This is a genomic window from Bacillus cereus group sp. MS39 (genome assembly GCF_040448665.1).
In the GTDB taxonomy this organism is placed as follows: Bacteria; Bacillota; Bacilli; order Bacillales; family Bacillaceae_G; genus Bacillus_A; species Bacillus_A wiedmannii.
Genome location: NZ_CP123058.1, coordinates 1,838,952 through 1,862,552 on the forward strand (window position 1 = coordinate 1,838,952; position 23,601 = coordinate 1,862,552).

A 23,601-nucleotide genomic window follows, 5' to 3' on the forward strand; every position below is an offset into this window, starting at 1 on the left:
GGTACAAGAATGAAGAAAAAGATGAAAAAGTTTACGGCGGTTGTAGTGCCAGTTTTAGCGATGAGTATGGCGTTAACAGCGTGTTCTGGATCTTCTGGTGGGGAGAAGAAAACGACAACGACATCTAATAATGGTGGAGAAGAGAAGAAATCTGATATTAAATATGCGGCAAAGCAAGTGCTAAATCGTACAGAAACGAATGAAATTCCGACGATGGATACTTCCAAAAATACAGATACACTTGGCTCACAAATTTTAGGGAATACAATGGAAGGTTTATATCGCCTTGATAAAGATAATAAGCCAATCCCAGCTGTAGCAGAATCTAGCACAAAAAGCGAGGATGGTAAAAAATATACATTTAAACTACGTAAAGATGCAAAATGGTCAAACGGTGATCCAGTAACAGCGAAAGATTTCGTATTTGCATGGCAACGTCTAGTAGATCCAAAAACAGCTGCTGAGTATGCATTTATCGCTTACTATATTAAAAATGCGGAAACAATTAATCAAGGAAAAGGAGAAGTTTCTACATTAGGTGTAAAAGCGGTAGATGATTATACGCTTGAAGTGGAACTAGAAAGACCAGTACCATATTTCTTGAACTTAATGGCATTTGCGTCTTACTATCCATTAAATGAAAAGTTCGTGAAAGAAAAAGGGAATAAATTCGGTTTAGAGTCTGATACAACAATTTATAATGGTCCATTTGTGCTTACTGATTGGAAGCATGAGCAAGGTTGGAAATTAAAGAAAAATGAGCAGTATTGGGACAAAAAGACTGTAAAACTAGAAGAAATCAATTATAGTGTAGTAAAAGAACCAGCTACTAGAGTAAATTTATATGACACAGGTGCGATTGATTTCACACTTTTATCAGGTGAATTTGTTGATAAGTATAGAAATAATAAAGAAGAGTTTGGCGCATATTCGGAAACAAGTACGTTTTACTTACGTCTAAACCAAAAACGTGGTGGGCAAGATACACCGTTAAAGAGCAAAAAACTACGTGAAGCAATTGCATTATCAATTGATAAGAAAGCTTTAACGAATGTTATTTTAAATGATGGTTCAAAACCAGTGGATTACTTAGTACCAAAAGGTTTAGCGAGTGGACCAGACGGTAAAGATTTCGCAGAAACGTTCAAGAATGGTTTAAAACAAGACTCCAAAAAGGCAGCAGCAGCTTGGGAAGAAGCGAAAAAAGAACTTGGAAAAGATCAAATAACAATAGAGTTATTAAATTATGATACTGGTAATGCGAAAAAAGTTGGGGAGTATGTAAAAGACCAAGTTGAAAAGAATTTAAAAGGTGTAACAGTAAATATTAAACTGCAACCATTTAAGCAAAAACTAAAATTAGAATCAGACCAAGATTATGATTTCTCATATGGCGGCTGGAATCCAGATTATGCGGATCCAATGACATACCTTGATATGTTTGAAACAAAAAATTCGCAGAATCAGATGAGCTATTCAAATTCAAAATATGATGACATTATTAATAAAAGTAAGACAGAATGGATGGCGGATGCCAAAAAACGTTGGACAGAGTTAGGGAAAGCAGAAAAATTGTTACTTGAAGATGATGTAGCGCTTGTACCTTTATATCAAAGTGGTAGATCATATGTTATGAAACCAAATGTAAAGGGGATTGTGAAACATAATATTAGTCCGGAATATAGCTTTAAATGGGCTTATGTAGAAGAGAAATAATAAAGTGAAACTTTAATTAGTGGGGCTCCATTTTCCACTGATTATTAGTCCTCACCAATTGAGCTACCCAGCAAATAGCGGGATAAAAGAAAAAGCATTTTCAAGTTGCGGTATTAGAGCACTTGAAAATGCTTTTTCTATGCACTTTTATTCCTTCCTCGAATATATAAAATAAAAAAGGGAGAATCCCATGAAACGAAATACTTACATCGATTTCCTAGCTTATTACGGAATAGGAAGTGCTCATCCTGGTGGTTTTACGCTAACAAAACAATTGTTAGCACAACTACCTTTTAAATATGGAGCAAATGTCCTTGAGATAGGCTGTGGTACGGGGAAAACAGCGGCATATATGACAAAAGAATATGGTTATAAAGTAACGGCGGTTGAAAAGAATGAGATTATGATTCAAAAGGCGAAAGATAGATGGTCGTTTGAAGGAATAGACATCCAATTAATTGAAGGAAATGTAGAGCAATTACCTTGTTTGCATGACTCATTTGAGTTCGTACTCGGAGAATCAATACTCGCTTTTACAGAGAAAGAAAGGGTTATCCCGGAGTGCTATCGTGTACTACAGAAAGAGGGTAAACTTGTTGTCATTGAAATGATTATTGATAGGCACATTGAGAAGAGTGAGGAAGAAAAAATTGCCCAACTATACGGGATGAAAGAACTATTAACTGAGAATGAATGGGTACAATTATTTCAGAAAGCAAATTTTAAAAGAATTACAATTGCTGGCGGTGGCACAATTGCAGAAACGATCTCGGGCTATATAGAAGAGCCGGAATGGAATGTATCACAATTTATTCCGAATGAGTTATATGAGGCATGGGTGCAACATGAAAATGTACGGCTTATGTACCAACATATTTTAGGTCATCGTATTTTTATATGTGAAAAATAAAGAAAGAGAGTTGACTAAAGATAGTCAACTCTTTACTATGTTAAATGAAAAATAATGCAGCTAATGTAATTCCGAAGATGAAACCAAATCCGAGTTCAAGACCCCATCCACAACCGCCGCCTCCCCAGCCGCCACAACTACCGCAACCACGACCGCCACATCCACAGCCGCTGAATCCACCACCACAACCAAATCCACAACTATCACATCTGCTAAGGCCCCCGCAAAGGTCACAGCCACCGTTTGCATATGCGTCATAGTATCCAAATCCTGTATCAAAAGATGAGCGCTGTTGCACTGGTTCAATCCATACAGAGCTTTTTGTCACATCAATTATTTTGCCTAAATGAATGCGACCATCACGATCTTCAATGCGAACGACTTTACCGAAATAACGTTGGCACGTATCGTAACATTTTTGTCTATGCATGTTCTTTCCTCCTTCCCCATTACAGTAATACGATATGTAACGGGGACAAGTGCGGCTTGTACGAATGTCCTATCTATCATAATTGTTATAGGAAAGGGGAAATATAGGAAGAGGATATATAAGGAGGAAATGGCATGAAATCTACAAATCAGTTTCAGACATATGAAGTACCGTGGGAAGAGTTTATTGAAGCTTTGCGAGAGGAAATGAAGAAGCAAGTTGGGGCAGATATTATCGATACAGTAGTTTGCAATTTAGAAGATGGTTTTGAAGTGTATACATATGTGCAGGGGGATTTGGATTTTGAATATAAGGAAGCGCTGGAAAGGAAATATGGGAGCGATGCAAAAACTCCTAATGTGTTAACGATTATGTTATTAGCTAGTATTTATAGTACAAGTGAAGAGAATTTACGCTTACATGCGGATCATAAAGATAATCCAATTGTTGAAGTGTATGTGAAGCAATAAAACACGCTGTGAAGGCGTGTTTTTTCATTGTATGGTAAAATGTTAGAAAATTAAGAAAGTTGGTGATGGTTTGAAAATTAAACATCTTAATTTAACAGTTTCAGATGTAGCAGCTACTAGAGAGTTTTTAGAAAAATATTTCGGTTTAACTTGTAGCGGAGCAAGGGGAAATGGCTTTGCGGTTATGCGTGATAATGATGGGTTTATATTAACGTTAATGAAAGGGAAAGACGTACATTATCCAAAAACATTTCATGTAGGATTTCCACAAGAAAATAATGAACAAGTAGATAAGATAAATCAAAGGTTGAAGGAAGATGGATTTTTGGTTGAGGCTCCTAAAAGTGCACATGCGTATACGTTTTATGTGGAAGCACCTGGTGGATTTACAATTGAAGTAATGTGTTAATTTAAAATCAAACTTTTTGTTATGTGTTTTCAATATGAAAAGTAGGAAAAGTCTGTTTTAAGTGTAGAGCTTAAACAGGCTTTTTTACTTATAGTATCGGATAGAAAACGCTAGAAGGAATCATATTCAGTATATATATCTGTTTACATAATAAAGTTATGCTGTGCTAGTTGTCCTAAAATACAAGTCATATATCTTGTATCCTCTCATAAATTTAAACATAGGAATTTGTCTACAAAGGTGGCGAAGCCTCATCATGAAAATTCGAATTTGTGCCACATTCATGTTGTTTCTATTTATATGGTTACATCCTTTTTGGACTTTTGCAAAAGGAGAGGAGGCAAAGGAAAGGGTCGTTTCACTTGTATATGATGATTCGGGCAGCATGAGAAATAACGATCGCTGGAAATATGCCAATTATGCTTTGCAAAGTTTAGTTGCGCTATTAGATGAAAAAGATAAATTCTCTTATGTTCCAATGAGCAAGCCGAATGATCCATTAAACATTTCGTTAACGAAGGATAAGAGACAAACAGAAATTGAGGGAATTGGAGCATGGAAAACGTATTTAAATACTCCGTTTAGCGCAGTAGAGACGGCGATGCAATCTATAAAAAAGGAAGCAGATATAGATGGAAAACGTGAATTTTGGCTTATTGTCTTAACTGACGGGGCATTTAATGATTTAGAGAAAGATAAGGTTGGCGGAAAAGAACAAATTACACAGAAGCTAGCACAGTTTAAGAAAGAAATGGATGCAAAAAAGATATCGTTACATCCAATTTTAATTACGATGGAAGAGGATTTAGGGCAGCAAGAAAAGGCACAACTAAATACGTTTAAAGAAATATGGAAGAAAGAGATAAATGGCGTTACGATGCCATCTAGTGGAGAGGATGGTATTGTAAAAAGCGTCAATCAAGTGGCAGCATTAGTTGCAAATCGTGATCCGTTCTCCTCGGTTGAAACGATTGTAAAAACGAAAGTAGTAGGGAAGAAAGTAGAGATTACAACGCCATTTCCGTTAAAGCGTATGACGCTTGTACGACAATCGCCTTCTTTGTCTAATTATCAGGTCACACAAATTTCTAAACCATTACAATTACAATCTTCTTATTCCATACATGCACCAGGAGAAGCGAAATTGTTCGGAAATATAGTTCATATAAGTACGGAAAATCAGGGAGTTATTAAACCAGGAACTTATACGATAGAAGTGGATCGAGATATTGAGAAAGAAGGATTACAAGTACTAGTTGAACCGGCGCTTAACTATACTGTTTCTACTTATGACAAAGACGATAGTAGTCAAAAAAATGTGGAGAAAATGTACGAAGGTGTTACTGCTGTTATTGAAGCGAAGCCTACGGAATTACCAATTCAGTCTTCATATTTTCAGTCAGAAGTAGAAATAGACGGAAAACAGTACCCGATGAAGTGGGACGATAAAAAACACGTATTTTACTACGAAACGAAGATCGATAAAGGGTTAGTGCGCGGGAAAGTTCATATGAACATAAAGGGGTTTTACAGACAGACGAAGGAATTTAAAATCGAAGTAACTGAAAAACCCAAATTATCATTGCAAACTATTACGAAAGATTATGAGGAAAAAGTAACGAATTTAGAGAATAGTAAACCGTTTATTATACAACCACAGTTAGATGGTAAGCCGATGACAGAAGAAGCTGTAAAGAAACTATTAAAATCTACTGGTGTCACATCTAAACAATCAATCAACTATGAAATAAAACAACAGGATAATCAAATTTACATTTATCCTCGCCCTCATTACTCCGACACATTCAATTTCACAGATACCGGCACCGTAGAAGCTACCATCACTATACAAGATTCAAAATTACAAGAAGTAAAGAAAAATATATCACTTCATATTCAAAATGCACCGTTCTATGAAAAATATGCGCTTATTTTTAAGTTTGTTATTCCTATCACTTTATTATTGTTAGTAGTAGGAATAATCGTTTTAGGATGGATTGCTCGTCCAAGATTTCACCGAAAAGCACTATTGTATTACGAATGGGATCAAGAGGTAGCGAAAGATTGGTTATATCAATCTGAGCCAGAATTACTTAAAAATAAATGGTGGAAGCACTATTTTGGTATTCCATTCCGAGCAGAAAGAAAGACTGTGCAATCCGTTACGTTTATAGCAAAGAAAGGATCGAAATCAATATTTGTAGCGAAAGAGTCACAAGTAGTAGGAATGATTATTGATGGGATGTTTATAACAGAAGATGAGGTTGGAATGGAACATAAGACGCTATATCCAAATGAACTTTTAGTAATTGATAGAGGGTATGGTAAAGAAATTTACAAATATGAGTGTGAATAGTAGGTAGAGAAAAGGAGGGAGTCTTATCTTTCTCTCCTCTTTTCAAACAAGCAAGAATAGGAAGGTGGTTCACATGACGTTACAAGTTCCAACGATATTAATTGGTTTAGGTGGAATCGGTAGTACTGTGACACATCAAATATATGAAAGGCTACCTGAGGAGCGCCGAAAAAAGGTAGCAATGCACGTATTTGATACAGATGTGAATACATTGAGTAAATTTGATCATATTCGAAAGTTTAAGACGCAAACGAGTTCTAGTAAAACGCCAAGAGAGTATATTGCAGGAGATCCAACGATTCCAGAGTGGTTTCCGATGGACCCGACTATACTTGATAAACCACTGACAGAAGGGGCAGGGCAGTTACGTGTCATTTCCCGTTTAGCGTTACGTGCTGCGATGAAAGAAGATAAATTGACGTCCTTTTGGCAAGAAATTGAGAAGATTTTTCCGGTTACAAGTGATCAAACGGAATATGGTGTGCGTGTCATTATCGTAACATCACTAGCGGGCGGAACAGGCTCAGGGATGTTTCTGCAAATTGCATTATATTTACGTGAAATGCTTCGAAAAAAACTGCAGCATCATAACATTTTAATACGTGGTGCGTTTCTAATGCCGGATGTGTTGGTGAAGACGAGAACGGTTAGTGGGAAAGAGTTTGAAACGGTGCAAGCAAATGGTTATGCATCGTTAAAAGAATTACATGCCATTACACTCGGTTCTACTGGAGAATTATCAAAACGTGGCGGAGTGACGATTGAATTAGAATATCGACCTGATCAAGTAGATGAAGACGGAAGAACGAATCATACGATTAAACAACACCATTTACCGTACAATTATTGTTTCTTATACGATTACGAAAATTTACATGGACACCATCTGCATAATTTATCAGATTATATGGAGCAAATGGCAAATACGATTTATTTACAGTTATTTAGTCCGATGTCTGCAAATCATTTTGCGCAGGAAGATAATCAAATTCAGCAATTAGCAGAATCAAGCGGGAAAGGGCGATATTGCGGGGCAGGAACGGCAAAGATTATTTATCCATATGAGCACGTGTTAAAATATTGCGCCTTAAAATGGGCCGTGCAAGGTTTAGATGAATCGTGGCTTCATTTAGATCAACTGTTTCAAGAGAAGAAGCAAAGATATGACCAAGACGTCAAACGCGGGATGCAGCGTGAAAAGCCAGAGCGTGGGAAAAGTTATTTAGAAGACTTAGAACATCTTGCTACTCGCCCAGAACAGGCTCATATTTTCTATAGACAAATGTACAATGAAACGCGTGAAGGAGCAGAAGGTGGTAAGGTTGGTGTTGCGAAATCTAAACAGTTTTTAGAGGCTGTAGAAAGCTATGTACAGCGTACGGTGCAAAAAGACGAGGAATTAAATCGTCTACAGCATGAGTGTAAAATTTCAGCTGCGAAACTGAAAATGATGGAACAAATGAAAGGTGAAGTAGCAAGGGTGGATCATGCAGTTCGTTTATATGCGTATGCGATTCCGAGCCGTGTACATGAACATGTAACGACACTTTTATATGACATGATTGAATCAGACCGTTTTTCACCAAGTGGTTCTGAGGGACAGTCCTATCAATTAAATACATGGTTTTTAAAGAAAACAGATCCTGTTCATCCAGTATCAGCTCGTTTTATGTTGTATGAAATTCGAAAGCAGTTAGTCGAAAAAATGAATCGACTACATGAAAATAATGAACAAAAGCGTAATTTAATTCAAAACTACGATAAGAAATTTAATGTGAGTAATATTGATGGAACGGTAACAGCTGTGCGCCGAGTAGAAATCGCGCAGCAACAAGGCTGGTTTGGGAAAATGATGAATAATCAGCGGCGTTTGTTTAAAAAAGAATTTGAAGATATTGTAACGCAGTACGTACACAAATTAAACGAGTATCGTAAAGAAATGCTATTAGAACTCGTTTATCAATCGCTTTATCAAGCAGTTAATAAAATGATTCAATATTGGGAAAGGTTTTTTGATAATTTACATGAAACGCGTGAAAATTTATTGTTTGAAATTCAAAAACGAAGCAAGGAATTTGAAGGGAAAACAAACCCAACGAATGTATACGTATTAGCTGAAGAGAAGTTGCAAGAAAAGATATGGCAAGATATGCAGCAACATTTAAATTTAGGTGTATTACCGAAAGATATCTCTGCGGAAATTTATATGAGTTTATACGGGGAATATTGCCGAGATGCGAAAACAGAAGAGATTCAATCGAAAAAGGTGGAAGACTTTTATCGTGAGCACATACTAAGTTACTGCTACGATGAATTACAAGTACGCTATCGTGATAAATTAGAGCTGAATATTGTTGAAGCGTTACGAAAAGAAGCGGATTATAAGAAGCGTGATCGTGATGAATACGTCCGTGAAAAAATTGAAGACTTGTTCCATTTAGCAAGTCCATTCGTTCCGAAAGTTTCCCATCATAGGGAATTACAATATTGGGGTATACATCCATCTTTAAAGAAAGAACTACAAGAGGAATTAATTCAAGAAATGTTTAAAGAAAAAGATACAGTACATGAAGCTTTTTCGCCATTTGAAGTCATTTGTTATCGTGCGCATTACGGTTTATCGTTGCAAGACTTTCCTAAGCTGTCGTCTGGACATATCGCAAATGGATTTATGAATGATAAAGGTGATTATTTTCAGTCGTACTATCGCCGTGTAAACAAGTTGAATAGTAAAAAATCTAGTTTAACGCCGCATTTAGATAAGTATTGGCACTTACCAGCATTTATGCCAGACTTAAATGCAACGCAAACGAAGTTAGATTACGATAAATGTAATCGCGCTCTACTATACGCGTATATGTATCGCTGGATTAGTTTAGTTGCTGTTGATGGGCAGTTCGTGTATCAATATAACGGCGTTGGACGTAGCTTCTTAATTCAATCGATGGGGAAAAATATTTCAAGCGAAAGTTACAAATTGCATAGAGCGTTGCTTCATAACCCATTTATTTATGAAAACATCTTGTCCAGATTTGAAGAAGAACAAGAAAAAGCTATGATACAGGGCGGACATTTATATACACATCCGTTCGTATTAGGTGCTCAAGATATTAGATGGCTTCGTAAAGAGCATGTCCATAATATTTTAGATATGATTTTAATGTATGACCGTGAGGCGAAATATGATCCAACGTTAGAAGAAACTTCTGATGAATTATTAAGATTATTCCTTGATGAAATTGAGTTGTATTTCCAAAACTATTACGGTACAGGTGCCGATATGGTTGCAAAGAAAGAGAAAGAAATGTTTATTAAACAATTGTGGGATCGTTCGTATGCGAAAGGTTATGTAGATCCAAATAGTGCTCCTTATAAAAAGTGGCAAAATTTATTAAGCGTTCATGATGAAGAGGAAACGCCAAAAACGAATGTATAATGAATGAATAGGGAATCCTTAAAAGTGGTAATACAACTTTAGAAAAGAGGGATTCCGATGCCGTTTTTAGGAAGTGTATATCAAATATTTGGATTGTATCCAGAAATTTATTATGGAATGATTTCAGCCGAACTTGCGGAGCAGCAAAGATTGGAACAGGCGGAAAACGAAGAACCAGAAACAGAAGCGTAACTGTATAGGAAGCTTCAAAATAAAAATGATAACACGCTACTTACTCTTTACACGTATAAGAGCAAGTAGCGTGTTTTTTTATTTAATAATCCCGTTCTCTAAAATTTTAATAGTAGGTGCTACTTTCACATTAGACTTTGAAAAGGCACTCGGCCAATCGTCTTCAACCGTTTTCCATTCTTTATATTGAAATGCTCTCGCATAATCACCAAACCCGAATGGATCAAGTTGCTGTTTTTGAATTTTGTGGATTAAATCGTTTAAATCTTTGTTTAGTTGTTTTGTAATAAGTGAAGTTAATTTCTTTCTACCTTTGTCTATATCCATGTTGAATGTAAGTTCAGATACGGAAACTTTAAAATTCATTGCAATATTAAATTTGAAACGGTTATCGCTATAGCCTGTGTGAATGTCACGATTCATGCTAAGAACATTTATTGTTACGAAGTCGTCGCCGTCTGTATCTTTTAGATGACTATTACTTTCAACTGAATGAGAAGGGATTTTCAGTGTAAGTGAAACGGGTATATTCGCTTTCTTTTGTAATAGAAGAAGAAGGGCACTTTCATATCGATTTAAAGACATTTTATAGATTCCGCGAGAAGTTAATAATGCAGAGCCGGTAACGAGAATATCTTTTTTACCTTTTTTTATTTCTGAGATAGCAGGTGTTATACCTTTATTAAAAGTTTGCCTATGGAATTCATGGAATGTCGTAAACGCGGTTCGATTGTATAGTTTGTTCGTATTAATTAAATCTGTTAAATATTCAGGAAGTGCAGGCTTATCTTTAAAATTATTATATATAACTGAAGAGATTGAACCGTCTACTGCAACCATGCGCATATTTCCAGTATTTTTAGGGTCGCGATACCAAACATCAAGGTAAGGCATAGCTCCTTCTTGTTTTAAAAATTTCGTACTAAATAAAATGAGTTGTAACTTTTCTGTAGATACTAAACCGCTACTTGAACTATTAAATGTTGCTTTTGCTTCTCGAGGGGTATGTACTGTCGCTTCATGAGTTTCGTATTTTTTCTCCACATCTTCATTAAAAATAGGGTTTACGTGGTATACAATTAATTTTCCTTTTGCTTTTGCATCAAACCCGTAAATTAATGAAATGGATTGTTTTTCTAAGTCGAGCCGATCTCCTCCACATCCTGTTAAAAAGGTTATGAGAAAGCAAAATATAGTGAAAATAAAGCGTCTCATTTAAATTTTTCTCCTTTTCCAATGCTGATAAAGTGTCATGTATAAGAGAAATACGACTGGGAATAGAAAAACGATAAAATAACTTGCAGTTCCCCAAAATTCCCGCAATGCACTTATTTGATACGAGGATGGGATATAAAAAAATAAAACGAAAACACACCCGAATAATAAAAACCAAATAGGTAATGAACTCCCTTTTTTGTTAAGTAACTGATTGATTCCATCTGAGGCAGTAAAAATATAAGGAATGCAAGAATCAAAAATAATGAAGAGATAAAATGACAAAAAGATAATTTCAAACCGTTCCAGAAATGAAAAGTGAAATGGTGTAACAAGAGAGAGAGTGGGCCATAAAAACTTAGTTATACCATCTGGGCTAAAATAAACGAAAGAAACGAACGTAACTTGCAGGTAAACGAATAAAGTAATCATATTTGCAATAACGATTCCTTTTTTTGCAGATGATTTATTACTGAGATAAGGATAAAGGACAAATGCAAACTCAAATCCGAGAAAGGCAATAATAGTTGATTTTACTGTGTTGAAAACTGGTAGCCATCCCTCTTTAAGGAGAGGAAGCAGATAAACCCAATGCCCGTCTTTAAGTGGGATAAATAATAGCAATGGCATCCAGAGTGTAAATAAGACAGTAAAAACAGCATAGCGGCTAATAATAAGAACACCTTTACATGCGAGCATAACCATTGGGATAGATAATAACATCATGATTAAAAACATTGGAGATCTAGGTAAAATCCAAATGTGAATAACGTATAAGAGGGAAAAAATTAAGGATACAGCTGCAAGAACAGCATATAAAATCCAAAAAATCATTCCTACTCTTCCTAGCCACTTCCCAAGATAACGAGTTAGCACATCAAGTAAAGTATACCCGGGATGTTTTTCCATAATTTTTACAATACATAGACTGACTAAAGTAGTGATAGCGCATCCTATTATAATAGACATCCAGCCATCTGTATTCGCCCCTTGCGCAACTTCACGTGGCAGTGTAAGTACACCGAACCCTACTTGAACACCACTAATCGTTAAAATGTATTGAAATAAACTAATCTCCCTCTTTGCACGCTTTGTCACTTATCTTCCTCCGTTTCTTCTATATCGCGTTGTCGATTCTCTTGTTTTAAGTTAAGGGATAGTGGTCGTTTCTTCATTAGTTTCCATGGTAAACGTACAAGAATGTCTTTTAAATCCGAAGCAAATGACGGAGAAAAAGGACTACCATAAGGAACACCAAGTGATTCCATAGAAAGAATATGGATGATGATAACTGCCATCCCGACCATAATTCCAATGACCCCAAACAAAGAAGCGGTTATCATCATTGGAAAGCGAAGAAGCCGAATTCCTGCTGACATTTCCATGTTAGGGATGATAAAAGAAGCGACTGCAGTAATAGATACGACGATAACCATAACATTACTTACTATTCCTGCTTGGACAGCAGCTTGTCCAATGACAATCCCTCCTACGACGCCAATCGTTTGTCCAACGGGACCAGGAAGCCGAACCGCAGCTTCGCGGAGCATTTCAAGTACTAGTTCCATCAAAAGTGCTTCTAATATAGGGGGGAAAGGAATTTTAGCTCGAGATTCTCCAATTGTTAACAATAATTTAAGTGGAATCACTTCATAATGAAAGGAAATCATAGCAATATAAAGAGCTGGAGCAAATATTGCAATAAATAGTCCGGTAAAACGAAGTAGTCGTATGAAAGATGGAATCATTGGCCGGAAGCTGTAATCATCTATCGTCTGAAAAAAAGATGAAAAGGTCATAGGTCCAATTAATACGCCGGGTGAGCGGTCTACAATAACAGCAATTCGTCCATCCAAAATGTGATGGGCCGTTGTATCAGGGCGTTCGGTTATTGATAATTGCGGAAAGAGAGTATAGGAATTATCTTCAACAAACCCTTCTAATTCTCCGGTAGTAATAATGGCATCCACTTTGATTGATTCGATGCGGCATGCCATTTCTTGTACAACGTCTTCGTTTGCAACGTCTGCTAAGTACAGCAAAAAAACCTTTGAAGTAGCTCGTTCACCAACAGTGAATTCCTTCACTTTCAATTCGCGATTTGGAATATATCGACGAATAAGTGCAAGACTGTCGCTCGCTACTTCATTAAATCCTTCGTGTGAGCTTTTTATGGCAGTTTCTGTTGTAGGTTCTTCAATACTTCTTTTTGGCGCCGATTGCGTATCTAGTTCTAACGCTGTAAGTTGTCCATTTATAAATAAAATGCTTTTACCATGTAAAAGGGACTGTTCAATGTCTGACCACTGCTGAACTTTCTTTATATTCCCGACTGTAACTGAGGATTCCCAACAATTATCTTCATTCCACTCTTTAAATAGGAGAGGGCGAAGAATATCAATGTTAATAACAGTTTTGTCTACAAGTCCTTCCATATATATAATTGCAGCTACTTTTCCGTTTTTTAACGGAAAAGTACGTGTAATTAATTCTGGAATACCGCTAAAGAGTTTGGACAAGTGCTTTAGATTAAGGGAAAGAGAGGAAGAGATAGATTTATTTAAAAGGTGATCAGCTTGTTCTTGTGCAGAGAATGAGTTTTCACCACGTATCCATTTATTAAAAGACCCCATTTGTTCGCTTACTCCTTGTTATGTTTTATATGGGTTATTATGGATAGTTCCATGCGGACATATGCGTAGTTTAAATTTTATATTGTATATTTTTAGCTTTAACGCTATAATTACAGTGTTAAAGATGGAATCGTGATATGATCTGTTATGAATCTATCGTTTTATTTATGAATAAATGGATTGGTATTTTAGCAAGATGTGCTAATAAACTACTCCACCATGATAATAACGTGCCGAAATGTGGTGCGTATATTTTCGTGGTGGAGTTTTTTTATTCTCAAAAAGGGGGAAAGACCATGAATAACAACATGGTTCATATTACAATTGACGGAAAAAAGTATACAGCGGAGCCTGGTTCAACGATATTGGGTGTTATTAATGAGAACGGGATTGAACATCCGCAAATTTGTTACGTGCCAGAAGTAGATCCTATTCAAACATGTGACACTTGTATTGTAGAGGTTGACGGAAAGTTAGTGCGCTCTTGTTCGGCAGTAGTGACAGAAGGTATGAACATTGAACGTAATTCTGCTCATGCCAAAGAAGCACAAACAGAGGCAATGGATCGGTTACTAGAAAATCATTTATTATACTGTACAGTATGTGACAACAACAATGGGAACTGTAAACTGCATAATACAGCAGAATTAATGGAAATTGAACATCAAAAATATCCTTATGAACCAAAAGTAGATGCAAGTGAAGTTGATATGACGCATCCGTTTTATCGCTACGATCCTAATCAATGTATTGCATGCGGTCAATGTGTTGAGGTGTGTCAAAACTTACAAGTAAATGAAACGTTATCGATAGACTGGGAAGCGGAACGCCCACGAGTTATTTGGGATGAAGGAGTAAATATTAATGATTCTTCATGCGTGAGCTGTGGTCAATGTGTAACCATTTGTCCTTGTAACGCTTTAATGGAGAAAACGATGCTCGGTGAAGCTGGATTTATGACGGGATTAAAACCGGATATTCTTGAACCGATGGTAGATTTAATTAAAGAAGTTGAGCCTGGATATAGCGGCATTTTTGCGGTATCAGAAGTGGAAGCGGCCATGCGTGATACTCGTACGAAGAAAACGAAAACAGTATGTACATTTTGTGGTGTAGGTTGTTCATTTGAAGTGTGGACGAAAGGGCGTAAAATCCTTAAAGTACAGCCTTCTTCTGATGCACCAGTTAACGCAATTTCTACTTGTGTAAAAGGAAAATTCGGTTGGGATTTCGTAAATTCTAAAGAAAGAATTACAAAACCTTTAATTCGTAAAAATGGAACGTTTGTTGAATCTACATGGGAAGAAGCACTAAATGTAGTTGCAAGTAAATTAGGATCTATTAAAGAAGAATACGGTAAAGATGCTGTCGGTTTTATTTCTTCATCTAAAATTACGAATGAAGACAATTATGTAATTCAGAAGTTAGCTCGACAAGTATTTGAAACGAATAATATTGATAACTGCTCACGTTATTGTCAATCGCCAGCGACAGACGGATTATTCCGTACAATTGGTATGGGCGGAGATGCTGGAACGATTAAAGATATTGCAAAATCCGGTCTTGTTATTATTGTAGGTTGTAATCCGACAGAAGGTCATCCTGTTTTAGCTACACGTATTAAACGTGCGCATAAATTACACGGACAAAAATTAATTGTGGCTGATCTTCGTAAAACAGAAATGGCAGAGCGTTCAGACGTCTTTATTAGTCCAAAACAAGGAACAGATCAAGTATGGTTAATGGCTGTTACGAAATATATGATTGACCAAGGCTGGCACGATCAACGATTTATTGATGAGAATGTAAACTTCTTTGAAGATTTCAAAGAGAGTCTGAAAGAATATACACTTGAATATGCAGAAGAAATGACTGGTATTTCTAAAGAAACACTTATTCAAATGGCTGAAATGATTCGTGATGCAGATGGTACATGTATCCTTTGGGGTATGGGAGTAACGCAAAATACAGGTGGATCTGATACTTCCGCTGCGATTTCAAACTTACTTCTTGCAACAGGTAATTATCGTCGTCCAGGTGCTGGTGCATATCCACTTCGAGGTCATAATAATGTACAAGGTGCTTGTGATATGGGTACTTTACCAGGATGGCTCCCAGGATATCAGCACGTTACGAACGATATGGAACGTGCGAAATTTGAAATGGCTTACGGAGTGAAAATTAATAGTAAACCAGGTCTTAATAATATTGAAATGCTTCACGCAATTGACGAAGGGAAAATGAAAGCTATGTATCTTGTCGGAGAGGATATGGCTCTTGTAGACTCTAATGCGAACCATGTACATGAAGTGTTATCGAGCCTTGATTTCTTCGTTGTACAAGATGTTTTCTTATCTAAAACTGCTCAATATGCAGATGTTGTATTACCGGCAGCGCCATCTCTTGAGAAAGAAGGTACTTTCACAAATACAGAACGCCGTGTACAAAGACTATATCAAGTTCTTCCTACACTTGGAGATGCGAAGCCAGACTGGTGGATCGTGCAAGAAGTTGCGAATAAATTAGGTGCAAACTGGAGTTATAGTCATCCAAGTGAAATTTTTGCTGAAATGGCAAGTTTATCACCACTATTCTCACAAGCAAACTATGAAGTACTTGAAGGATGGAATAGTTTCCATTGGGGAAGTTTCGATGGCACGAATACGCCGCTTCTGTTCCAAGATGGATTTAACTTCCCGGATAAAAAGGCTCGTTTTGCGATTGCTGACTGGGTACGTCCAGCTGAATTCCCAGCGGAGTTCGATCTTCACATTAATAACGGTCGTATGCTTGAGCATTTCCATGAAGGGAATATGACAAATAAATCAACAGGTATTCAAACGAAAGTACCTGGTGTGTTTGTTGAAATTTCTCCAGCACTTGCAAAAGAACGTGGAGTGAAAACAGGTTCATTAGTTCGTCTTGTCTCTCCTTATGGAGCATTAAAATTACGTGCACTTGTAACAGACCGTGTAAAAGCGAATGAGTTATATTTACCGATGAACTCTACAGATAATGAAACAGCAATTAATTTCTTAACAGGTCCTGCTGTGGACGTACGTACGAACACACCTGCTTATAAACAGACGAAAGTGCGTATGGAAGTGCTAGAAGTTGATGGCGCAAATCCGATGCCAAAAGCGAACCCGCGTAACAAAAAACGTCATCCTCAAGCTGGTATTGAGGTGAATCGTAAGTGGGCACGTCCAGGGTATGTGCATTTAACGGATAAGTAGGAGGAGAAAAATATGGCTGCACCTATAAAAATGATTCAAAAACAAGAATTAACTGAGGAAGAAATAAAACAGCAAAAATTAGATGATTTAAAAGAGCTCCTAGCTAATAATGAAGAAGCTTTAAATCAAATGTTTAATATTGTTGGGGAATTAAATGACATCGGAATGCTAGAAGCTGCAAATTCTATGCTAAAGGCGAAAGAACCAATCGCAAAGATTGTTCTTGGCCAAGTGACTCGTGAGCCTGTTACAAATTTAATTAATAATATGATGGGTGCTGCGGGTGCTTTAACAGAACTTGATCCGGAACTTACGAAAAAGCTTATAGGTAGCTTATTAGTAGGACTAGAAGAAGGAAATGAACATCTAGAGAGTAACAAAAAAGTAGGGGTATTCGATCTTATGAAAGTATTGAAAGACCCAGACATTAACCGTGCTATCGGGTTTGGACTTCATTTCTTAAAAGGTATGGGGAAAGGGTTAAAAGACGAATAAACTTCATGAAGTGAACCTTTTCGCCCAAATGTTTGTACGAAATAGTTTGGGCGGAAGGATCATTTTGGTAAAATATATAATAAAGTAAAATGAGGCTTTTGGGAGGTATAATTGTATGTCAAAAAAAGTACATGAATTTAATGATATGATACGAAAACTTCGAAAAGAACTTTTCGGAAAAGGGCCAGAAAGAATTCATACTGTATTTGCTGAAAATATGGCGATTGCGACCCTTTATGGAAACTTAACACCTACTGAAAAATTCATTTCAAGTACGATGGACGGTGCGGAAATGGTTCATATGGCTAGAACGAAAATGATTCAAGAAGTGTATGCTGCGAATTCCCGTGAACACTTGGAGGAACTTGTTGGAGCGAAATTAGTGAATTTATTTTCAGATATGAAAGTAGAAGAGGATATTGCAGTTTCGGTATTTGTTTTTGATAAAAATATAACGTGAGAGAAGGATACTGATCGTGAACCCGATACAGGTAGAAAGAGAAATCTTTCGTTATGAACATGGGGCGTTTAAACATATAGAGGACAGTATTGTAACAGAGTTTCCAGTCACGATTAAAATGAACGGACAGGAGTTTGTTACAATGGTTAGTACTCCAGAATATATAGAAGATATGGTAATAGGCTTCTTAGCATCTGAAGGAATCATTCGGAAGTATGAAGAGATTGATGACATATGGGTACAAGAGAAAGAAGGATTTGTACATGTCACGACGGCAAAAGTGAATCCATATTACGAACAAATGCAAAATAAACGATATATTACTTCATGCTGTGGTATGAGTAGACAAGGGTTTGTTTTTGCGAATGATGCACTAAGCGCAAAGAAAATGAATGGAGTCCATGTACAGGTTGCTGCAGAAGACTGTTTTCGATTAATGAAAGAAATGCAGCAATCTGCGGAGACGTTTCGTCATACAGGTGGCGTTCATAATGCAGCTTTGTGTGATGTGAATGGTATTATTTTAAGCCGAATGGATATCGGTAGACATAATGCATTAGATAAAATTTACGGTTATTGCTTAAAAAATAATATTTCTATAAAAGATAAAATCATTGTTTTTAGTGGTCGTATTTCTTCGGAAATATTATTGAAGGTTGCAAAGATTGGTTGTGAAATTATACTGTCAAAATCAGCTCCAACTGAGTTGGCTTTGCAGCTAGCAGAAGAACTAGGTATTACTACGATAGGGTTTATTCGGAATGAATCCTTAAATGTATATACCCATCCAGAGCGTGTTATAAATATAAAATAAGTAAAAGCGAGGCAATAAAGATGAAACCTGTCACATTAGACAAACTACAACGCCCTTTAAAGGATTTACGTATTTCTGTTACTGATCGCTGTAATTTTCGCTGTCGCTATTGTATGCCAGAAGAAATATTTGGTCCGGATTATTCGTTTTTGTCTAATGATAAAATTTTATCTTTTGATGAGATTGAAAGGATAACACGTATTTTTGTTTCTTTAGGTGTAAGAAAGTTACGAATTACGGGCGGAGAACCGTTACTTCGAAGAGGTCTTCCGCAGCTTATTGAGCGCCTTAATAAAATAGATGGTGTGGAGGATATCGGTTTAACAACCAATGGATCACTACTGAAAAAGTTTGCTCCTGATTTATATAAGGCGGGTTTATCACGTGTGACAGTTAGTTTAGATTCCTTAGAAGAAGATCGGTTTTTCTATTTGAATGGTAATAGAAGCAAAGTGCAAAGGGTCCTGGAAGGAATACAGGCTGCAGCTGAAGTTGGTATGAAAATTAAAATTAACATGGTCGTTCAAAAAGGGAAAAATGAACAAGATATTTTGCAGATGGCGCAATACTTTAAGGAAAATAAGCATATTCTTCGTTTTATTGAGTATATGGACGTTGGGAATTATAACGGTTGGGAATTAAGAGAGGTCGTCTCGAAACAAGAAATAGTAGATGCCATTCATCAAGTTATGCCATTAGAACGGATAGAAGCAAATTATGCAGGTGAAGTTGCGACTCGCTATCGTTATATTGGAAGTGATGAAGAAATAGGTATTATTTCATCAGTAACAGATTCCTTCTGTTCATCATGTACGAGAGCACGTATTTCTGCAGAAGGAAAATTATATACTTGTTTGTTCGCTTCTAAAGGAAATGACTTGAGAGAACTACTTCGATCTGGATACACTGACGAGGAAATAACATATATCGTACGCGATATATGGAACAATCGAGAAGATCGGTATTCAGATGAACGCTTAAATAATACAAGTAAAAAAAGAATACCTAAAATTGAAATGTCACATATTGGTGGTTGATATATAAAAGTGACGCTTTGAGGAAGTATATACAAAATGGAAAGTATGCAACGTTTGTAGATTTTCTATTTTATAGTAAAAGTGATGATTGATATCTCTGTAAAAGATGTGCAGAGAAATTAAGCAGCATTCAAAAACCTTTATTTTGAGGAGGTTTTTTGAAGCTGCTTTTTTATTTGGAGAAAATGGAGGAATTAGTAATGGCATTTCATAAACCGGAACAAATTGCTGAGCTTGTAATTGAGGCCGGTGTTCAAAAAGTAAGTCAGACGTTGCCAGCAATGCTTATTCTCGGTTTTTTAGGAGGAGCGTTTATTTCGCTCGGTTTTTTACTTAACATTCGCGTTTTAGGTAACTTACCAGAGCGCTGGGGTAGTTTGGTCAATGTTTTAGGAGGAGCGGTTTTTCCTGTTGGATTAATGCTCGTCGTATTAGCAGGAGGTGAATTAATTACCGGAAATATGATGTCACTTTCTATGGCGCTTTATGCAAAGAAAATTACATTGGTAAGTGTACTAAATAACTGGGTTTGGATTACTTTCATGAATTTCGTGGGAGCTATTTTTGTTGCGTATTGTTTCGGTCATCTTGGCGGATTAACAGAGGGAGATTATTTAAATAAAACGGTAGCGATAGCAGAAGGAAAGTTACATGAAACGTTTGGGAGAACTTTAATTTTAGCGATTGGATGTAATTGGCTCGTTTGTCTTGCGCTTTGGCTCGCTTATGGGACGAGTGATTTTGTCGGGAAAATAATCGGAATTTGGATTCCAATTATGGCATTTGTAGTGATTGGATTTCAGCAAGTGGTAGCAAATATGTTTGTTATTTCAGCAGTTATTTTTGCAGGTCATCTGACGTGGATGGATCTTGCTAGAAATTTTGTTCCTGTTTTTATCGGAAATGTAATTGGGGGAGCTGGATTTGTTGGATTTGCTTATTTTGCTTGTTATCAAAAACAACATTCTAATATGAAATAGAGTTCGTGAGAGGAAGGATATGTAATGGCTGAGCGGTATTCACGACAACAGTTGTTCAAACCAATTGGGAGTAGAGGGCAAGAAAAAATTCGAAATAAACATGTGTTAATTGTAGGAGCAGGCGCATTAGGAAGTGCAAGTGCCGAAAGTTTCGTACGTGCAGGGATTGGCAAATTGACGATTATTGATCGTGATTACGTTGAATGGAGTAATTTACAAAGGCAACAACTGTACTCTGAACAAGATGTGAGAGAGAAAATGCCGAAAGCAATCGCTGCTAAAAATCGGCTAGAACAAATTAATTCGGAAGTACAAATACATGCTTTCATAATGGATGCAGTTGCAGAAAATATGGAGGACCTATTAAAAAATGTAGATGTAATAATTGATGCAACAGATAATTTTGATATTCGATTTATAATAAATGACTTATCACAAAAACATAATATCCCGTGGGTATATGGTTCTTGCGTTGGATCGTACGGTATGAGTTATACGGTTATTCCGCAAGAGACACCGTGTTTACATTGTGTGCTGAAGAACGTTCCTGTTACAGGTGTGACATGTGATACCGCTGGAATTATTAGCCCGACTGTTCAAATCGTCGCAGCATATCAAGTGGCGGAAGCACTCAAAATTTTAGTCAGAGATTTCTCAGCAATTAGAAAAACATTTTTCATGTTTGATATATGGAGTAATCAAAACCATTTTATAAAACTAGGGAAAATCAAAACAGACGATTGCCCCTCGTGCGGTTTGAATCGAACTTATCCTTATTTATCATACGAACACCAAACGAAGGTGGCTGTTTTATGCGGAAGAAATACAGTGCAAATTAGGCCGGTAGAAAATAGGAAGTACGATTTTGACGATATAGAAAAAGTATTAAAAAAACTGGGGGAAGTAGAGCGGAATCCGTATTTACTATCTTGCCAACTAGATGATTACCGCGTCGTTATTTTTCGAGATGGTCGTGTTTTCATTCATGGTACAAATGATATTTCGAAAGCGAAACAATTATATTATCGCGTATTCGGTTAATAGAAAGGGTTGTCAATAATGGAAAGAAGAGTGCCAATTACGGTTGAAGAAGCTGTTCGTAAAGTAATGGGATTTGCTAGTAACGGCTTAAAGGAACTACTACCTATTGAATTAGCTTACGGACGTATATTAGCGGAGGATTTAGTAGCTGACCATGATGTACCTTCATTCAATCGTTCACCGTATGATGGGTTTGCTATTAGAGCAGAAGATACGAATTTAGCGGGTTATGAAACGCCAATTGTATTTAAAGTAGTTGGTGAAATTGGCGCAGGATCGCTATTCGATGAGAAAGTAGGTCCGTTTCAAGCGGTTCGAATTATGACGGGAGCACAAATTCCGAATGGGTGTGATGCGGTTGTTATGTTAGAGCTGACTCGTCAATATGAGGAAGCTGGCAACAATTATATGGAAGTGAAGCGATCGTTCAAAGCGGGCGACAATATTTCTTTTCAAGGTGAAGATGCTCGTAAAGGAACGGTTCTTGCAAAAAAAGGATCATACATTCATCCAGGGATTTCAGCTCTTCTTGCTACGTTCGGATATAGTGAGGTACCAGTGGCGAGAAAGCCTGTAATTGGATTGTTAGCGACTGGTAGTGAATTACTGGATGTAAATGATTCGTTACAGCCAGGGAAAATCCGAAATAGTAATACGTATATGATATTGTCTCAAATTCGAAGAGCGGGCGGCAGAGTAAAATATTTTGGGAAGTTTAGCGATGATTTTCATACATGTTTCACAGCTGTAAAAGAAGCGTTAAGCCAAGTGGATATGCTCATTACAACAGGCGGTGTATCAGTAGGGGATTACGATTATTTACCAGCTATTTACGAAAAGTTAGGTGCATCGGTTCTTTTCAATAAAGTTGCAATGCGGCCAGGAAGTGTTACGACTGTAGCGCAATTAAATGGCAAGTTATTATTTGGTTTATCAGGAAATCCATCTGCTTGTTACGTAGGATTTGAATTATTTGTAAGACCGTGTATTCGGACGTATATGTTTAGTGAAAAAGCACATGTAAAAAGAGAAAAAGCGTTATTAGGAGAAGATTTTTTAAAACCAAATCCATTTACAAGATTTGTGCGAGCAAAACTGACATATAACGAAGGGCAATTAATTGCTTATCCGTCAGGGTTTGATAAATCTAGCTCGGTTTCTTCTCTAGCAGAGACAAATATATTTATTGTACTTCCAGGTGGTACGAGAGGTTATAAAAAAGATATGTTCGTAGATGTTCTCTTGCTGGAAGATAACGAAGGTAGTGAATGGCCTTGGGCATTTTATAAAGTGAGAGGTGTTTCTAATGGGACAAGCGCTATTTGAGATTGTAGATATACCGATTGTAGTTGAAGAAGTAACGAATAAAGTCGCAAGAAGAGAAGCAGGTGCAATTACAACTTTTATTGGTACGGTGAGAGAGTTAACAAAAGGAAAACGAACATTACATTTAGAGTATGAAGCATATAAACCGATGGCAGTAAAACAACTTACGAAAATTGGTGAAGAAATGAATGGAAAATGGCCGGATGCAAAAGTAGCAATTACGCACCGAGTAGGGCGGTTAGAAATCATGGATATTGCGGTCGTTATTGCAGTTTCATCACCGCATCGTAAAGTAGCGTATGAAGCGAATGAATACGCGATTGAACGTATAAAACGAATCGTCCCAATTTGGAAAAAAGAATTTTGGGAAGATGGAACGATGTGGATTGGAGATCAACTTGAAAATACGGCATATCCGGATGGAAAACCGAAGAAGGAAGAATGA

Annotated in this window: 20 protein-coding genes; 16 read left to right on the plus strand and 4 right to left on the minus strand. The window is 36.8% G+C overall.

The window, feature by feature from the left end; all coding sequences use genetic code 11:
- Positions 1 to 9 precede the first annotated feature (9 nt).
- Together QEP67_RS09580 and QEP67_RS09585 are read left to right on the plus strand one after the other, a co-directional pair.
- The gene (locus QEP67_RS09580; protein ID WP_000728485.1) at positions 10 to 1,716 is read left to right on the plus strand and encodes a peptide ABC transporter substrate-binding protein; all 1,707 of its coding nucleotides are present in this window, start codon (positions 10 to 12) and stop codon (positions 1,714 to 1,716) included.
- A gap of 190 nt (positions 1,717 to 1,906) precedes the next feature.
- Positions 1,907 to 2,626, plus strand: coding sequence for a class I SAM-dependent methyltransferase (locus tag QEP67_RS09585; protein ID WP_000828240.1), 720 nt, complete (start codon positions 1,907 to 1,909; stop codon positions 2,624 to 2,626).
- 40 nt (positions 2,627 to 2,666) lie between these two features.
- On the opposite strand, the gene QEP67_RS09590 is transcribed toward QEP67_RS09585, so the two are convergent.
- Positions 2,667 to 3,056: a hypothetical protein gene (locus tag QEP67_RS09590; RefSeq protein ID WP_064460211.1), complete on the minus strand. Its 390-nt coding sequence runs from the start codon at positions 3,054 to 3,056 to the stop codon at positions 2,667 to 2,669.
- Between the two features lie 134 nt (positions 3,057 to 3,190).
- On the opposite strand from QEP67_RS09590, the gene QEP67_RS09595 reads away from it, so the two are divergent.
- From QEP67_RS09595 to QEP67_RS09615, 5 genes are all read left to right on the plus strand, one after another.
- Positions 3,191 to 3,526: a hypothetical protein gene (locus tag QEP67_RS09595; protein WP_000843273.1), complete on the plus strand. Its 336-nt coding sequence runs from the start codon at positions 3,191 to 3,193 to the stop codon at positions 3,524 to 3,526.
- A 70-nt stretch (positions 3,527 to 3,596) separates the two neighbouring features.
- Entirely contained in the window at positions 3,597 to 3,935 is a 339-nt protein-coding gene (locus QEP67_RS09600; protein WP_000693977.1) for a VOC family protein, read from the plus strand.
- A 256-nt stretch (positions 3,936 to 4,191) separates the two neighbouring features.
- The gene (locus tag QEP67_RS09605; protein ID WP_000702096.1) at positions 4,192 to 6,291 is read left to right on the plus strand and encodes a vWA domain-containing protein; all 2,100 of its coding nucleotides are present in this window, start codon (positions 4,192 to 4,194) and stop codon (positions 6,289 to 6,291) included.
- A gap of 73 nt (positions 6,292 to 6,364) precedes the next feature.
- Positions 6,365 to 9,727, plus strand: coding sequence for a tubulin-like doman-containing protein (locus QEP67_RS09610; RefSeq protein ID WP_353706566.1), 3,363 nt, complete (start codon positions 6,365 to 6,367; stop codon positions 9,725 to 9,727).
- Between the two features lie 57 nt (positions 9,728 to 9,784).
- The gene (locus tag QEP67_RS09615; protein ID WP_001116178.1) at positions 9,785 to 9,919 is read left to right on the plus strand and encodes a hypothetical protein; all 135 of its coding nucleotides are present in this window, start codon (positions 9,785 to 9,787) and stop codon (positions 9,917 to 9,919) included.
- Between the two features lie 78 nt (positions 9,920 to 9,997).
- On the opposite strand, the gene QEP67_RS09620 is transcribed toward QEP67_RS09615, so the two are convergent.
- Genes QEP67_RS09620 through QEP67_RS09630 form a run of 3 tightly spaced genes read right to left on the minus strand, consistent with a single transcriptional unit; the run spans position 9,998 to position 13,767 of the window.
- Positions 9,998 to 11,134, minus strand: a complete 1,137-nt coding sequence (locus tag QEP67_RS09620; RefSeq protein ID WP_001252183.1) for a Ger(x)C family spore germination protein — start codon at positions 11,132 to 11,134, stop codon at positions 9,998 to 10,000.
- A complete protein-coding gene (locus QEP67_RS09625) occupies positions 11,135 to 12,232 on the minus strand; it encodes an endospore germination permease (RefSeq protein ID WP_000166511.1) in 1,098 nt (365 codons plus the stop codon).
- Complete coding sequence (locus QEP67_RS09630; RefSeq protein WP_000534527.1) at positions 12,229 to 13,767, minus strand: spore germination protein; 1,539 nt, start codon at positions 13,765 to 13,767, stop codon at positions 12,229 to 12,231. Before QEP67_RS09630 ends, QEP67_RS09625 begins: the two co-directional genes overlap by 4 nt.
- A gap of 296 nt (positions 13,768 to 14,063) precedes the next feature.
- Between QEP67_RS09630 and fdhF the strand changes: the two genes are divergently transcribed.
- The 9 genes from fdhF to moaE all read left to right on the plus strand — a co-directional run bounded on the left by fdhF (position 14,064) and on the right by moaE (position 23,601).
- Positions 14,064 to 17,003 (plus strand): formate dehydrogenase subunit alpha, encoded by a 2,940-nt coding sequence (fdhF, locus tag QEP67_RS09635; RefSeq protein ID WP_001063660.1) that lies wholly within the window; start codon positions 14,064 to 14,066, stop codon positions 17,001 to 17,003.
- Positions 17,004 to 17,015: 12 nt separating this feature from the next.
- Positions 17,016 to 17,498 (plus strand): DUF1641 domain-containing protein, encoded by a 483-nt coding sequence (locus QEP67_RS09640; protein WP_000729894.1) that lies wholly within the window; start codon positions 17,016 to 17,018, stop codon positions 17,496 to 17,498.
- A 115-nt stretch (positions 17,499 to 17,613) separates the two neighbouring features.
- A complete protein-coding gene (locus tag QEP67_RS09645; RefSeq protein ID WP_000039582.1) occupies positions 17,614 to 17,958 on the plus strand; it encodes a DUF2294 domain-containing protein in 345 nt (114 codons plus the stop codon).
- A 16-nt stretch (positions 17,959 to 17,974) separates the two neighbouring features.
- Positions 17,975 to 18,772, plus strand: coding sequence for a formate dehydrogenase accessory sulfurtransferase FdhD (gene fdhD / locus QEP67_RS09650; protein WP_001068303.1), 798 nt, complete (start codon positions 17,975 to 17,977; stop codon positions 18,770 to 18,772).
- A gap of 20 nt (positions 18,773 to 18,792) precedes the next feature.
- The gene (gene moaA / locus QEP67_RS09655) at positions 18,793 to 19,809 is read left to right on the plus strand and encodes a GTP 3',8-cyclase MoaA (protein ID WP_000805854.1); all 1,017 of its coding nucleotides are present in this window, start codon (positions 18,793 to 18,795) and stop codon (positions 19,807 to 19,809) included.
- Positions 19,810 to 20,009: 200 nt separating this feature from the next.
- On the plus strand, positions 20,010 to 20,789 hold the full coding sequence (locus QEP67_RS09660) for a formate/nitrite transporter family protein (protein WP_002107908.1): 780 nt from the start codon (positions 20,010 to 20,012) through the stop codon (positions 20,787 to 20,789).
- A 24-nt stretch (positions 20,790 to 20,813) separates the two neighbouring features.
- On the plus strand, positions 20,814 to 21,830 hold the full coding sequence (locus QEP67_RS09665) for a MoeB/ThiF family adenylyltransferase (protein ID WP_000840960.1): 1,017 nt from the start codon (positions 20,814 to 20,816) through the stop codon (positions 21,828 to 21,830).
- An 18-nt stretch (positions 21,831 to 21,848) separates the two neighbouring features.
- Positions 21,849 to 23,156: a molybdopterin molybdotransferase MoeA gene (moeA, locus tag QEP67_RS09670; protein ID WP_000442217.1), complete on the plus strand. Its 1,308-nt coding sequence runs from the start codon at positions 21,849 to 21,851 to the stop codon at positions 23,154 to 23,156.
- The gene (gene moaE / locus QEP67_RS09675; RefSeq protein ID WP_000529381.1) at positions 23,137 to 23,601 is read left to right on the plus strand and encodes a molybdopterin synthase catalytic subunit MoaE; all 465 of its coding nucleotides are present in this window, start codon (positions 23,137 to 23,139) and stop codon (positions 23,599 to 23,601) included. The genes moeA and moaE overlap by 20 nt, the downstream gene beginning before the upstream one ends.